This window comes from Shewanella indica, from assembly GCF_002836975.1.
GTDB lineage: Bacteria > Pseudomonadota > Gammaproteobacteria > Enterobacterales > Shewanellaceae > Shewanella > Shewanella indica.
In genome coordinates this window covers 39,237-53,664 of sequence record NZ_NIJK01000039.1, presented here as the reverse complement: position 1 = coordinate 53,664, position 14,428 = coordinate 39,237, and the positions used below count along the sequence as shown (strand labels likewise).

Genomic DNA, 14,428 nt, shown 5'->3' with positions numbered 1-14,428 from the left:
TGGCTGGCTGTCAAGCCAAGCGGAGCTAATCTGTTACAGTCACTGTAACGGCAGCCAACTGAGAGACTTTAGCCAAAAAATCATCATTTTTATAAATTATAACTAATTAATTGTATTTTAATGACTTTTATACAGTCGTGCTATTGCTATAACTTAATTTCCCGCTCACATTAATGAGTAAAACCCACAGCAGCGGCTTTGGCCGCTGTTGTGGGTTGATACCATTGCAGTTTTTATTTACCTGTCAAGTTTAACCAAGCAGTGACAGAGCTACCTGAGGCAACTGGTTAGCCTGGGCCAGCATGGCAGAAGAAGTCTGAGACAAAATTTGCTGCTTGGTCATAGTGGCCGTTTCCTTGGCAAAGTCCACATCCTGAATCCGGCTGCGGGCATCAGACACGTTGGTACCAATACTGTTCAGATTATTGATTGTAAAACTCATCCGGTTTTGCACCGCACCCAAATCTGCTCGTTGGCTATCAATGCCGGCAATTGCAGCATCAATCACGCTAACAGCTCTCTGTGCTCCATCTGCGGTGGATATGTCCAAATCTTCCACTGTAATCAGCCCTGTATCATCACCACCCAAGGCCAATGCTGTCTCTGGCGTGACTGCTGCTGGTGTAGCTGCATCATCCACTGCTGCTAACGTCAATGCATCACCATTGTTTGCAATACCACCAAAGTTAATATTGCCAGAGTCCACACTCACAGTGCCCCCCGTATCAGCAAGAGCTGTGTTTATCTTGGCCGCCAAGCTATCTGCATCATCACCTGTGGCAACGTCTACTGTAATATTGCTTGCAGTGCCGCCAGCAGGAGTGTACCCAAATGTTAAAGTACCTGAAATGCCATCGCTGTTGTTATCATTTGTTGTCAACGCTGCAATGTTTGCTGCACTCAATTGACCTGCAACAGTCTGCGCACCCTTGCCTATTGCATCAGCGCCCACATCTCCCAATGTGACGGAAATCGTTTCATTGGCATTGGCGCCCACCTGGAAGGCCTGAGTTCCGTAGCTGCCATCCAACAACTTCTGATTCCCAAAAGAGGTGGTCTCAGAGATACGAGTTAACTCTAACTGCAGGGCCGACAACTCTTTGTGCATGGCGGTGCGGTCTTCGGCCGAGTTGGAGCCGTTGGCCGATTGCAGTGACAAATCACGCATACGCTGCAAAATATTGGTGGACTCCTGCATGGCACCTTCGGCGGTCTGGGCGATAGAAATACCGTCATTGGCGTTGCGTTGGGCCACATCCAGGCCGTTGATCTGACTGGCTGGTCAGACGGTTGGAGATCTGCAGACCGGCTGCATCGTCTTTGGCGCTGTTGATACGCAGGCCACTGGACAGACGCTCCATGGAGGTCTGCAGATGGTTGTTGGCGCCGTTAAGATTTTTCTGCGCCTTCAATGAAGTTACGTTGGTATTAACGGTAATAGCCATGTTGAGTTCCTCTTCCTAGTTTTAGCGCCAAGACTCGGAGCTTGGCTAAAATTGTTAACAACTTATCTGACAGACGGGTAGGTCTTTGTTTACTGTTAAATAAAGTCAAACAGGGAAACAGAACCCACTCTACTGAACACATTTGAAACGGCGTTCAAGGCCAACTGCTGTTTTTGAAATTCGGTTATCGCCGCGGCGTAATCGAGATCTTCCAGCAGTGACAATGCCGACTTATTCACCAACTCTTCTTCTGCATGATTGCTGCTGTAGCTTTCGAGGCTCTTGAGACTATTGCCCGCAACGCCTCTGGCTACACCGAGTTGAGTCATACCACTATCAAGATTATCCAATAACTGTGCCAACTCAGCTTGTCCGTTGGGGGTATTGATCAGATCGGGATCCTCCAGCAGGGTTATCGCCTGTTGAATGGTGTCGAAAATAGGTACCTCGGCCTTAGGTTCCATGGTGAAGGAATCCCCGCCAGCCGGCGTGCCATCCAGCTTCACCTCTATACCGTTGAAGCTCACTGGATTACTGGCATCGAAGTTAGCCACATTGCTGACAGCCGTACCGCTTGAATCCAACACTTGCAAATCAACCCCACCAGCGCCGTTATCGGTAAAGTTAAAGGTGTAGGTATCAGCCACATGGCTCCCAGGAGGGCTTATTTTGGCACTGAGTACCCTGAACTCCCCGGTTTGCGGGGCCAAATAATTGACGCCGTAGTCACCCAAGGCGTTGGCAGCATTCATAAAAGCCGAGTCCCCGGGAATATTGGTGCCCATAGCAACCCCTTGTGCCACCAAGGCATCACGAACGCCGCTATCACCGCTGTAAACCATGTTGCCGCTGGCATCGAAGGCAAAGGGCTGAGTATCTGTGTTGTATCCGGCAAACAGGTAATTGCCTGACTCATCCTGGGTATTGGCAATACTTAGAAGTTCATCCAAACTGCTGCGCATTTCATCGGCAATAGTTTGCCGTTCCGAGGGACCAAGGGTGCCATTTACTGCACGCAGCATCTGTTCACGAATGCCGGTGACCAAAGTTTCGGCGCTGCCGAGCTTACTTTCCGCCAAAGATAAGCGGTTTTTGCTGTAATCCACATTCTTGAGATACTGCTGCACCAGCGCGTTTTGCTGATAGAGGTTGTCTATGCCGATAGCTGCCACCGGGTCATCACCGGCAGTGTTGACCTTTTTACCGCTGGAGAGCTGTTCGAGGATCCTGTTGGTATCGGTTTGCTTCTGCAGAATGCTGTTTAAATTCTGCTGGTACATCTGTGAAGTTGAAATACGCATCTCTCAAGCTCCTATCGAACCGAACTGAACAGGGTGTCGAACAGGGCATTGGCCGTAGTCATGATCCGTGCCGATGCCTGATAGGCCTGTTGGAACTGCATCAAATTGGCCGCTTCTTCATCCAGGTTAACTCCCGACTCCGACTGCACCCTGGCATAGGCCTGGTTGTAAATGGCCTCTGCCGAACCGGCCCTGACTTGGGCAGATTTGGTTTGGCTGCCAATATCCAGCTTGGTCTTTTCAAACACATCACCCAGGGTCGACTTACCGTTATTCATTATCTTGCTGTCACTGAGTTTGGCCATGGCCAAGGCATTGGTGTTGTCACCCGGCGCAAAGCTGAGATCAAAGGTGAAACTCTCACTACCGCCACTACTGCCATCGACTTCAAAAGTAAAACCAAAGGCGCTGATCTGCGGCGGAGTACCCGCAGCCGTCCCGGTTGCCAAAGAAGCGCCGTTGACATCAAATACTTCATAGGAAGGCGGATTGACACTGGTATCCAGGGTGAATGTCAGCTCACTGTCAGTCACGGGGAAGTTAGCCGCGCTTCTGTCGTCTATGCTGACCAACTTCACTGAAGTGCTGCCTGAATTACCTGCGTTAGCGGTAATTTTCGGCGCCGCTGCGGCAATACCCTTGGGATCTGACATCACCACACCTATGTTGGCCGCCGCATTGGCCGTTGGCCGTATTTCAAACCTGTCACCGGCAGCCATGGCACCGGCATCAATTTTGATACTGAAGCCGTTGGCGCCTTCCAGAGTATCGCCGTTGAGCGTCAAATTGGTCACCGCCCCCGTCTTCATGTCCTTGAGTTCATAATTACCGGCATTGGTATAGTTCAGCTCATAACTGCTGCCGGACAGGGCGCCGACATCATCGATATTAACGCTCAAAGAAGCTGTGCCCGCGTTGCCGGAATAGGCGCCGACACGGCCAGCGGCAATCACAGGGTCATTGATATCGGTAAAAATGGGTTGTCCGAGTTCGCCATTGAGATCAAAACCCTGGGACTGCATCTCGTTAAAAGCATCGGCAATCCCCAGCGCCAACTGCCCCAGCTCATGGCTGGCGGGCATCAGGGTGTTGTCACGAAAATCAAATAAGGCGCCCAGTTGCCCCCCAAGCTTGGCGGGGTCGGCCTTCAACTCGTTGCCCCCGAGGCTATAGGTCAGCTCTGGCTCATTGGGGAAGGGGTCACCTGCGGTCATGCCCATGGTCATGGCCACTTCACCGGATACCAACATAAAAGAGCTACCCAGCATGATGGAGCGAGCACCGTTTTCCAGCGGGATCACATTGACTTCGGCGTACTGGCTTAACTCTTTAATCAGCGCATCTTGCTTATCCAACAACTGCGCATCGTTACCGGGTGACTTCATCAGTTCAAGATTGATCTGCGCCATCTCTTTACTGATCTCATTGATCCTGGTGGTAATGCTTTCAATCTGATCATTGGTTTGCTGCACCTGACCTGTCAGATGACTCTGCATTTGATTGAGATTCTGCGCCAGTTGCGAGGCCGAATTGAGCACAGAGCCGCGGATCCCCAGATCCGCTGGCAGGTCAGCCAAACTATTGAGACCGGAGAAAAAGTCATTCAATGAGGCTGGCACCGCCTTGCCTATTTGGGAAAACAGCTGATCCAGCCCGCTGAGCTTGGTGTAGCTGGCCTCGGCAGCACTGAGCCCTGTCTGACCGATACGCAGCTCTCTGGCAGCATAATCATTGTAGATACGCTTTACATCCTGCACATAAGTACCTGTGCCATAGAAGTTATTGCCAAGACGCATTGAGGTGGAGCTGCCCTGTATAGCCACCTGGCGGTGATAGCCTTCAGTATTGACGTTGGCAATATTGTTACTGGTCACCCCCAATTGTGATTGGGCAGCCAGGATCCCGCTGCGGGCTATATTGAACAGATCCATAGACATGGGTTATCGCTCCTGCACCTTTACTGGCCCGGCTTTGAGCCGAACTCCTGCAACAACTGACCAAAATCGGCCTTGATGGTATCCAGCACTTTCATCACCTTGTTGGCATATTGAGGATCCGTGGCGTATCCCGCCTCGGCCAGTGCCTTGATAAACTCGTCGGGATTAGCGGCCATCTTGCGCGCCTGGCTGTAACGATCGTTATCGGAAATAAAGCGGACAAAGTCGTTAAAGCTCTGCTCAAAACTGTCGTACACCCGAAAGTCAGCTTTTTGCCGCACAGCTGTGCCCTGCTCATATTCCAGGGTAGACACCGCCGCTTTCTCACCCTGCCAACGTCTGTCGGCCTTGATATTGAACAGGTTGTTACTGGACTCACCTTTATGACCACGGACCATTTTCTGGCCCCAACCGGTTTCCAGAGCCGATTGCGCCAGCAGCACTTCGGGTTGAGTCCCCAAGGCATCGGCAGCAGCCTTGGCATGAGGATAAAGCTGTCTGACAAACTCTTCCTGACTGCCGATTGCCGGCCGCGCCTGCCGCCATGACGGCAATACTTTGCCGCTCAATACCTGCTGCAGACTGTCACTGCTTGGCAGCGCGGATGCTTTGGCCGCAGTCGCTTCAACACCGGATATCTTCTCTGCCTGGCCGCCGCTCAAGGCCGCGACACTGCGGTTATCGACATCGCCGCGGAGCACTGAGGCCGGGGTAATGCCGGAATTTTCCGGTGACAACTGCTGCACCATGAGATCCGCCAGCCCCAGCATGCCTTTGGAGGACAGCTCCACCGACATCTGCTGATCGTGCATCTGCTCGTAGAACTTGGTGTACTGGCTGTTCATCGGGCTGTCGGATTCAAATATCGCGTTGGCATCTCGCATGCTTTTCATCAACATCTGCACAAAGATGCCTTCAAACTGCTGCGCGACTTCCTTAAGCGCTGCTTTTTGATCCTGCTGCGCCTGGGCTCTGAGCTTGTCCAGCCCACCGAGATCCAGAAATTGCGCCGCGTCAGCCATTTTGTTCATAGTCGATAAACCAATGTGCCATTAATCAGATGATGATGAGTTCACCATGCAAAGCCCCTGCCATCTTTAAGGCTTCGAGGATTGCCAACACATCCGATGGCGCCGCGCCCACCATATTCACCGCCCGCACCAACTCATCGAGGGAAGTGCCCGGGTTGAACATAAACATACGTCTATTGTCCTGAGCCACATCTATGGTGCTGTTGCTGGTCACCGCAGTCTGGCCACCGGCCAGGGCGTTGGGCTGAGAAACCTGAGTCGCTTCGGCAATGGTGACGGTAAGGCCGCCATGGGTCACTGCCGCCGGCAGGAGTTTTACGTCCTTGCCGACCACTATGGTGCCGGTGCGGGAGTTGACTATCACCTTGGCCGACTCATCGGCAGGCTCAACCTGAATATTTTCCAGGGTGGCCAGGAAAGATACCCGCTGCGACACATCTCTGGGGGCACTGACCTGAATGGAAGAAGCATCGAGCGCCCGTGCCATACCCGGGCCGAGTAAGCCATTAATGGCATCGGCGGTGCGCTTGGCGGTGGAGAAATCGGCTCTGTGCAGGTTAAAAGTCAGGTGATCGCCATTACCGAAGGGGCTGGCCACTTCACGCTCGACTATGCCGCCGTTGGGAATACGGCCCACGGTTGGCGTGTTCTGGATAACCTTGGAGCCATCAAGGCCCTCGGCACTGAAACCGCTAACCACCAAACTGCCCTGGGCGATGGCGTAAACATTGCCGTCCACCCCTTTAAGGAAAGTCTGCAGCAAAGTACCGCCGCGCAGGCTCTTGGCTTCACCCAGGCTCGATACCGTCACATCCAGGGTTTGTCCCGGCTTGATAAAGGGTGGCATATCGGCATGCACTGCCACCACGGCAATATTCTTGATCTTGGGCCTGAAGTTATCCGGCAAATTGATGCCGAAATTCTTCAACATGGTCTTGAAGGTCTGCTCCGTGTAACGGGTCTTCTCCCCGGTGCCCGGCAAACCGACCACCAGACCGTAGCCTATCAACTGGTTATCCCTGACCCCTTGGATATCGGCGATATCCTTGATGCGCTCGGCCTGTCCCGGCAGAGAAACCAGCAAACAGGCTAGTGCCATGATTAATTTGATTTTCATGAGCTTATCCTCAGAAAGGCCACCAGTCAGAGAGGAAGAACTGGCTCAGCCAGCCCACCTTTTGCGAATCGGCAAAGGTGCCGGTACCGCTGTATTGAATACGGGCATTGGCGACTTTGGGTGAATCTATGGTGTTCTCGGGAGTAATATCCTGCGGCCGAATAATGCCGGTTACCCGGATAAACTCGTCGCCATTATTGATGGTGATCCACTTTTCACCGCGAATAACCAGGTTGCCATTGCCCAGCACCTGCATCACATTGGCCGAGATCTGCCCGGAGAGGCTGTTGCTCTGATCGGCATCGGCCTCACGATTGGTATCCATGCTGTCGCCGTAACGGAAATCCAGCGGATTGCCCTTGATGGTGACATTGCTGCCGCCCATGTAGAGCGGGTTCACCGACATGTCCGAGCCTTTCTTGATCTTGTTACCGACGCTTTTCTTCGCCTGGGTTGACTCCACCAGCACCACAGTGATGATGTCCCCTACCCTGTGCGCCCGCAGATCCGAGTAAAGCGAAGACGCCTGGCTATCCTGATAAATAGAGCCGGTCGGCGCTATCCGGGTTGGCGGTGCTTCAGGATACACAGGCGCATAATAGGGATCATCGGCTATGGGTTTATTCTGGGTAGCAGTGCAAGCCCCCAGAAACAAAGCCGGAATGATAAGGAACATGGGTTTCATCACATCACCTCATCACAGATTCTGGTTCACGTAGGCCAGCATCTGGTCTACGGCCGAAATGACTTTGGAGTTCATTTCGTAAATCCGCTGACTCTCAATCAGGTTAACCAGCTCTTCGGTCACGTTAACGTTGGAGGTTTCCAGCGAGCCCTGACGAATGGAGCCCAAACCGTCGAGCGAAGCCGTGCCCTGAATCGGGGTACCGCTGGCGCCCGTCTCCAGATAGAGGTTTTGCCCTATGGGATCCAGGCCGGACGGATTGATGAAATCAGAGATGGTCAGCTGGCCCACCACCTGGTTTTCGGCGGCGCCCGGGGTTTTAACCGACACTTCACCTTCGGCGGAAACGGTGATACTGGTGGCATCGTCCGGAATGGTAATGGCAGGCTGCAGCACATAGCCGGCGCCGGAAGTCACTATCTGGCCGGTATCATCCAGAGTGAACTGGCCGTTGCGAGTGTAGGCTGTGGTGCCATCGGGCAGTTGGATTTCAAAGAATCCCGGGCCTTCAATCATCATATCCAGCGCGTTGTCTGTGGTTTGCAGATTACCCTGGGAGAAAATCTTCTGGGTGGCTACCACCTTGGTACCTGCGCCCAGGTTAAGGCCATTGGGCAGCTTGGTGTTGGAAGCACTGATACCACCGGCCTGATTGACCGTCTGGTACAGCAAGTCTTCAAATATCGCCCGGCCCTTTTTGTAGCCTATGGTGCTGGCATTAGCGACGTTATTTGAAATCACCGAGATGTCTGTTTGCTGGGCATCTAACCCAGTCTTACTTATCCATAACGCGGGATGCATATCAATTACTCCTAGCTAATGCGCATCAGTGAAGCGGACGACTTGTCGTTCTCTTCTGCGGTTTTCATCATTTTTACCTGCAGCTCAAACTGACGTTGCAACTCAATCAGGTTGACCATCTCATCCACGGCATTGACATTGCTGCCTTCCACGGCGCCGCTTTCCACGTTGACAAAGGGATCGGCGGCGGCCGGATTACCATCCAGAGTGCGGAACAAGCCATCTTCACCGCGCATCAGGTTCTGATTGCCCGGGTTGACCAGCTTGATGCGCCCCACTTCTTCTATCACCTCGGCGGTTGCGCCCTGGGGACGAATGGAGATAGTGCCGTCTGTGGCAACCTGAATTTTGTCTATCGGCAACGGCAGCACTATTGGGCCGTTATCACCCATCACAGGGTTGCCCCTGTCATTACGCAGCAAACCTGTGGTGTCAAAACTCAGACTACCGGAGCGGGTATAGGCCTCACTACCATCGGCGGCCTGCACCGCAATCCAGCCTTGATCTTTGATGGCAATATCCAGATCCCGCCCGGTCGATTTGATAGGGCCGGACTGAAAGTTGGCCGAGGGCGACTCTGTCATGGCGAACACCCGGGTCGGCAAGCCTTCGCCGAAGGCTTGCATCGCACGAGCCTGAGCCATGTCGGCCTTGAAACCATCAGTATTGGCATTGGCCAGGTTGTTACCCCTAACCGCCAGCGCATTCATGTTTTGTTTGGCGCCAGTCATGGCGACATAGAGAAGTTTGTCCACCTGCTGCTCCGTCAATCTTTTTACCTATTCAGGTAAAAGCAAACATCGTGCCAATAAAATGAGCAGTTGAGCACTAGGACAGCAGAAGAACTTCAGTAACTTGGGAATTAATAGGCGAAGGTGCGGCAAGACATTGCCGGGCGGCAATGTCTTGCACAGGAAGGCTTAGCGGATCTGCAATACGGTTTGCTGTAGTGTATTGTTCACTTCCAGAGTACGGGAGTTGGCCTGGAAGTTACGTTGGGCCGAAATCAAATCCACCAGCTCAGTGGTCAGGTCAACGTTGGATTGCTCCAGTGTGGATGAACGGATACTGCCAAACACACCGCTGTTGGCCTCACCGGCCAGCGCCGCGCCTGAATCCAGGCTGGCTTTCCAGGAGGTATTACCCACCTGGCTCAGTCCCTGCTCATTGGAGAATCGTGCCAACGCCACCCGTGCCAGAGGTACTGTTGAGCCATTGCTGTACTTGGCAGAGATCAAACCATCAGTACCCACTTCAACATTGGTCAAACGGCCCACTGTCACACCATCCTGCGTCAATTCCGTGGCGTTGAACTTTTCCGAGAACTGGGTCGGATTGTTGAAATCTATGGTTATCGCTTGAGTGCCGTCAGCAGCCGGACCAAGAACGTTGGCCCCGCCAACTCCCAACTGCTCTGTGGTGATCACCGCAGGATCGGAACCTATATAACCGCCGACATCGTTGAACTTAAGCACAGCTCCGGTCCAGCCACCTGCAGTTTGTGCTGTGCCTGTACCATCCGCAGTACCGTCACCGTTAGTGTCCGTGTTGTAGGTTCCGGCGCCGCCACCCAGATTGACCGGCTTGTCGTCAATGGCGTAGTAGGCCACCCAGTTACTCTCACCGGTATGAGCACCATTTTCCGGACGCACAAAATAAGTGGTCAAGGTGTGGGAGTTACCCAGAGAGTCATAAATGGTCACTGCAGTGGAGTTATTAAAAGTATCTGACTTGGATGGGTCAAACAAAGCCGGGTCTTTAGTTTCTTGAGTGGAGTCCAGGTTCATGCTGATGCCAACATTGTTGGTTTTCTGCGGGCTACCGGCAGTATCCGGGATCTGCACCGGCTTGGTGGTAGTCAGACTTACAGAAGTGGAGTTACCATCTTTATCGACCGGGAAGCTCTGCAGATAATTACCGGCAGCATCGACCAAAAAGCCGTTGTCATCACGCTTGAAGGCTCCGGCGCGGGTGAAAGAGTAATCCTGACTGCCGACACTGGATGATGTCACGAAGAAACCACCACCGTTGATCGCCATATCCAGCGCGTTGTTGGTGGAGTTCAGGTTACCCTGATGGAACTGCTGCGCCACCTGAGTGGTGGTGACACCGCCGCCCACTGTGGTTCTGCCGTTGGAGAAAATCGAGCTGGCGTACACATCGGCAAACTCGGCCCGGGATTCTTTAAAGCCTATCGTATTGACGTTGGCAATATTGTTGGCCGTGGTATTGAGATCTTTCTGCGCCGCAGCAATCCCACTCAGAGCAATGTTAAAAGACATAATTCACCTCATGATTTTTAGATACTGTCCGGCACCGCCGGGGCAGAAACAGAATTAAACCTCGGAAACAGCCAGCACATCGGCGAGCCTGATCCCGCCAATACCTCTTAGGTTCAACACGGCGCCGGTGGCAGAGTTGAGTGATACACTGGTCACGTGGGCATAGGAACTAACGATAAGATCCTGGGACTTACCATCAACAACCCCGCTGGCCTTCATGGTATAGATGCCTGTATCGACAGGGTTTCCGTCCTTATCCAGGCCATCCCATTCCACATCTATATTGCCGCCGGCACTACCGTCGACCTCGAAGGTTTTGATCACCTGACCGGCTTCATCTTCAATCGTTACTTTAATTGAAGGGATCTTTTCCGGTGATGTGATCACCCCTTTGAGCGTTGGGTCTTCCTCGGAAACATAGCCGGTGCCCGCCGGGATCAGCACTTTCTGCCCCACCAAGCCTGATGCCTGCAATGCCTGACTCGAAGTCATTAACGAATTGAGGTTAACTATTTCTTCATTCAGGTTAGAGATACCATCCACTGTGGCAAACGACGCCATCTGGGCGATCATCTGATCGTTATCCACCGGCTTGAAAGGATCCTGCATAGACAACTGCTGACTGAGGAGCGAGAAGAAGTCTTCCTGGGTCAGTTGTTGATTATTGCTTTTCTTGGTTTCAGTACCCGATTGCACCTGGATACTGTCGAGAAAAGGGTTAACTGAATTGACGCTCATGGGCTATGCCTCCGTTATTTGCCCATTCTCAGGGTTTGTTGCAGCATGGACTTGGCTGCATCGGCTACCTGAACATTCATCTGATAGGAACGGGAGGCGGAAATCATATCGGCCATCTCTTCCACTACATTGACATTGGGTTTGTAGATAAAACCGTCGGCATCGGCCATGGGATGATCCGGCGAATACTCTTTCAGCAAGGGTTTATCGCTTTCCACTATGCCTTTGACTTTGACCGCTGCCCCTTGTTGCTGTTGGCCATTAGCCTTGGCCAGTTCGGCCTCAAAAATGGGATGCCGTGCCTTGTAGGTCTTATCGATACTGGAAGAAACAGAATCTGCGTTGGCTATGTTACTGGCGGTAGTATTCAAACGTACCGACTGCGCCGACATTCCCGAACCCGCAACATTGAAAATATTGTACAAACTCATGATTAATCTCCTTTCAATGCCTTTTTCATGCCGGCGAACTTACCGTCGAGGAACCCAAGCGACATCTGATATTCAAGCGCATTTTGCATAAAGGCCTGCTGCTCTTTTTGCATATCGACTGTGTTGCCATCCCCAGTGTCCGGTTGATCCGGCACCCGATATTGCACATGTTGGGCTGTCAGCGCCTTGAGGTCGAAATGCTTTTCAGACGTTGCCGCCATATTCATTCCCTGTTGCCGCCCTTTGGCCGCCTGCAACGCCGAAGAAAAGTCCACATCCCGAGCCTTGTAGTGCGGGGTATCGGCATTGGCTATATTGCTGGCAAGCACTTCGGCACGCTGGGCGCGAATACCCAGAGTGTATTGATGTATGCCAAGGGCCTTATCAAAACTGATCGCCATAAAACCGCCTCCTCCAATGACTCGACAAAAACAAAGCAAGCTTTGTGCCAGGAATGATGGCTATAGCAACAGATGAGAAATGGATTGCGATTGACTTGAGAGATAAAAAAGAAAGAGCCCATCAAACTTGACAGGCGGCCATTGAAAAACATTGAAAATCAAGGAATTAGATAACTAATTTTTCTTTTGATAATAAATACCGGGATTGCAGCGAATCATATCGAATTCATCGGTCAAACCGGCAATCGACTCACTGGCCCCTAAAAACAATATCCCCTTGGGATTGAGAGCGGCAGCAAATTGCCGCAGTATTTTTGCCTTTGCCTCCGGGGCAAAATAGATAAGTACGTTACGGCAAAAAATGATGTCGAACTTGCCAAGCAAGGTGTAACTTTCAAGCAGGTTGTGAGCCCGAAAACTGACCAAACGACGAACATTGTCCTTTACCCGCATATTGCCATTGGGCAGGGCTTCAAAAAACTGACGCTTACGCTCTTCAGACAGGCCCCGGGCCAATGCCAGCTTATCGTACTCGGCATTTTTACAACGCTCGAGCATGGACGGCGATAGATCGGTGGCCTGGATTATCGCCCCACCCGGCAGAGCTCCCGGCTTACGCTGTTGATATTCGAGCACTGTCATCGCCAGTGAATAGGGCTCCTGGCCGGATGAACAGGCTGCCGACCAAATCTTCAACGGCCGACCCAACTTGGCAAAACCGGGCAATAATGTATTGCCAAGTAATTCAAAAGGATACTTGTCCCGAAACCAAAGAGTTTCGTTGGTCGTCATGGCATCAATGACTTCAGCCCGTAATTGGCGCTCTGTGGGTCGCATCGATTGCTTAACAACGTCCGACAGGGATGGCAAACCATATTTCCCCATCAAAGGCGCCAAACGGCTGCGAACCAAATACTGTTTGTTCTCACCCAATACAATGCCACTGTGCTGCTCAAGAAACAGCCTGAATTGATTGTACTCAGTTTCCGCGAGAGATTTATCTGGCACCTTAGTGTCCTAACTATCCGTAAAAACGTCACTGCGAATTGAGGCAGCAACATTTAAAAACTGGGGCTGCGTTATACCCCAGCCCCCTTTGCAACACAAGCAGACCAACTCACTATAGCCATAAAAAGTCACAGCAGACAAAGGCTATAGACTCAGATGCTTGTTAACAGCAGAAGCCAGTTCGTCGGGGTTGAACTTGGCAATAAAATCATTGGCGCCCACTTTCTGTACCATGGCTTGATTGAATACCCCGCTCAACGAGGTATGCAGCACTACCTTGATATTTTTCAGCTTGGGATCATCACGGATCTCGGCGGTCAGAGTGTAACCATCCATTTCCGGCATTTCGATATCCGAAATAATCAACGGGATTTCATCGGCAACATTGTCCATACCAGACGCTATATTCTTCAGTTTTTCCAATGCTTCCCGACCATCTTTAGCGGTATCTATCTGCAGATTCAACGAAGACAATGCACGAATGATCTGCTTGCGCGCCACAGAGGAGTCGTCAATCACCATAATATGATAATGCTGCTCCCTGTCGATTGTGAGAGATTCATCCATTTCTTGGCTGATATCTGTCTTGACCGGTGAAATTTCATCAAGAATTTTCTCCACATCGAGGATTTCAACCAGTTCACCTTCGATTTCCGTCACAGCGGTCAGGTAAGAGTATCGTCCCGCTCCTTCCGGCGGCGGCATGATAGACTCCCAATTCATGTTAATGATCCGCTCAACTGAACGAACCAGAAAACCCTGCACGCTGCGGTTGTATTCGGAAATAATGATGAAGCAATCCTTGACATCATCTATGGGTTTACCGCCGGTCGCCGCACTGAGGTCGATAACAGACACAGTCGTACCACGAATATGGGCCACGCCCTTAACAAAGGAGTTCAACTTGGGCAATATCGTCAGTGGTGGGCACTGCAAAACCTCTTTGACTTTGAATACATTGATACCGAATCTTTGTCTGCCGTTAAGTTTGAACAACAGAAGTTCGAGGCGATTTTGTCCAACCAGTTGAGTGCGTTTATTGACTGATTCAAGAATGCTCGACATAAGGCTGCCTTGTTGTCTTTATATTGAGAAATACCCGCTGTCCCACAGACAGGCATACTATTTGCTTTATCCAAGACACTGATGCCCAGTCAAATTTCTGACTAAACCTAAGGTGAAGCCAGTACTGGGAACCGCGAATCATTGAAAGTATAGGTGTAATCTGGCGAGACAAGCTAGCCTGTTCAT

At 51.7% G+C, this 14,428-nt stretch carries 13 protein-coding genes and 1 pseudogene; all 14 read right to left on the bottom strand.

Translation table 11 applies throughout. From position 1 onward, the window contains the following. Positions 1-250: 250 nt before the first annotated feature. The 14 genes and pseudogenes from CX650_RS20560 to CX650_RS13285 all read right to left on the bottom strand — a co-directional run bounded on the left by CX650_RS20560 (position 251) and on the right by CX650_RS13285 (position 14,242). Positions 251-1,445 (bottom strand): annotated as a pseudogene (locus tag CX650_RS20560) (flagellin). 95 nt (positions 1,446-1,540) lie between these two features. Then, the gene (gene flgL, locus CX650_RS13345) at positions 1,541-2,746 is read right to left on the bottom strand and encodes a flagellar hook-associated protein FlgL (protein WP_101056059.1); all 1,206 of its coding nucleotides are present in this window, start codon (positions 2,744-2,746) and stop codon (positions 1,541-1,543) included. A gap of 11 nt (positions 2,747-2,757) precedes the next feature. Continuing rightward, on the bottom strand, positions 2,758-4,683 hold the full coding sequence (gene flgK, locus CX650_RS13340; RefSeq protein WP_101096075.1) for a flagellar hook-associated protein FlgK: 1,926 nt from the start codon (positions 4,681-4,683) through the stop codon (positions 2,758-2,760). A 20-nt stretch (positions 4,684-4,703) separates the two neighbouring features. After that, on the bottom strand, positions 4,704-5,714 hold the full coding sequence (flgJ, locus tag CX650_RS13335; protein WP_101056057.1) for a flagellar assembly peptidoglycan hydrolase FlgJ: 1,011 nt from the start codon (positions 5,712-5,714) through the stop codon (positions 4,704-4,706). A gap of 25 nt (positions 5,715-5,739) precedes the next feature. Then, positions 5,740-6,831, bottom strand: a complete 1,092-nt coding sequence (locus tag CX650_RS13330; protein ID WP_025011052.1) for a flagellar basal body P-ring protein FlgI — start codon at positions 6,829-6,831, stop codon at positions 5,740-5,742. Positions 6,832-6,841: 10 nt separating this feature from the next. After that, on the bottom strand, positions 6,842-7,507 hold the full coding sequence (flgH, locus tag CX650_RS13325) for a flagellar basal body L-ring protein FlgH (RefSeq protein WP_229800070.1): 666 nt from the start codon (positions 7,505-7,507) through the stop codon (positions 6,842-6,844). A gap of 21 nt (positions 7,508-7,528) precedes the next feature. Beyond that, positions 7,529-8,317 carry a flagellar basal-body rod protein FlgG gene (gene flgG, locus CX650_RS13320; protein ID WP_025011050.1) on the bottom strand — a complete coding sequence of 263 codons (789 nt, stop codon included), beginning with the start codon at positions 8,315-8,317 and terminating at the stop codon, positions 7,529-7,531. A gap of 11 nt (positions 8,318-8,328) precedes the next feature. Beyond that, positions 8,329-9,072 (bottom strand): flagellar basal-body rod protein FlgF, encoded by a 744-nt coding sequence (gene flgF / locus CX650_RS13315; protein ID WP_101096073.1) that lies wholly within the window; start codon positions 9,070-9,072, stop codon positions 8,329-8,331. A gap of 165 nt (positions 9,073-9,237) precedes the next feature. Continuing rightward, a complete protein-coding gene (gene flgE / locus CX650_RS13310) occupies positions 9,238-10,599 on the bottom strand; it encodes a flagellar hook protein FlgE (RefSeq protein WP_101056053.1) in 1,362 nt (453 codons plus the stop codon). A 54-nt stretch (positions 10,600-10,653) separates the two neighbouring features. Continuing rightward, positions 10,654-11,337 (bottom strand): flagellar hook assembly protein FlgD, encoded by a 684-nt coding sequence (gene flgD / locus CX650_RS13305; protein WP_101056052.1) that lies wholly within the window; start codon positions 11,335-11,337, stop codon positions 10,654-10,656. A 14-nt stretch (positions 11,338-11,351) separates the two neighbouring features. After that, positions 11,352-11,768 (bottom strand): flagellar basal body rod protein FlgC, encoded by a 417-nt coding sequence (flgC, locus tag CX650_RS13300; RefSeq protein WP_025011047.1) that lies wholly within the window; start codon positions 11,766-11,768, stop codon positions 11,352-11,354. 2 nt (positions 11,769-11,770) lie between these two features. Then, on the bottom strand, positions 11,771-12,169 hold the full coding sequence (flgB, locus tag CX650_RS13295; RefSeq protein WP_039034362.1) for a flagellar basal body rod protein FlgB: 399 nt from the start codon (positions 12,167-12,169) through the stop codon (positions 11,771-11,773). Positions 12,170-12,343: 174 nt separating this feature from the next. Further along, positions 12,344-13,177, bottom strand: coding sequence for a CheR family methyltransferase (locus CX650_RS13290; protein WP_101096072.1), 834 nt, complete (start codon positions 13,175-13,177; stop codon positions 12,344-12,346). Positions 13,178-13,321: 144 nt separating this feature from the next. Then, a complete protein-coding gene (locus tag CX650_RS13285) occupies positions 13,322-14,242 on the bottom strand; it encodes a chemotaxis protein CheV (protein WP_101096071.1) in 921 nt (306 codons plus the stop codon). Positions 14,243-14,428 lie beyond the last annotated feature (186 nt).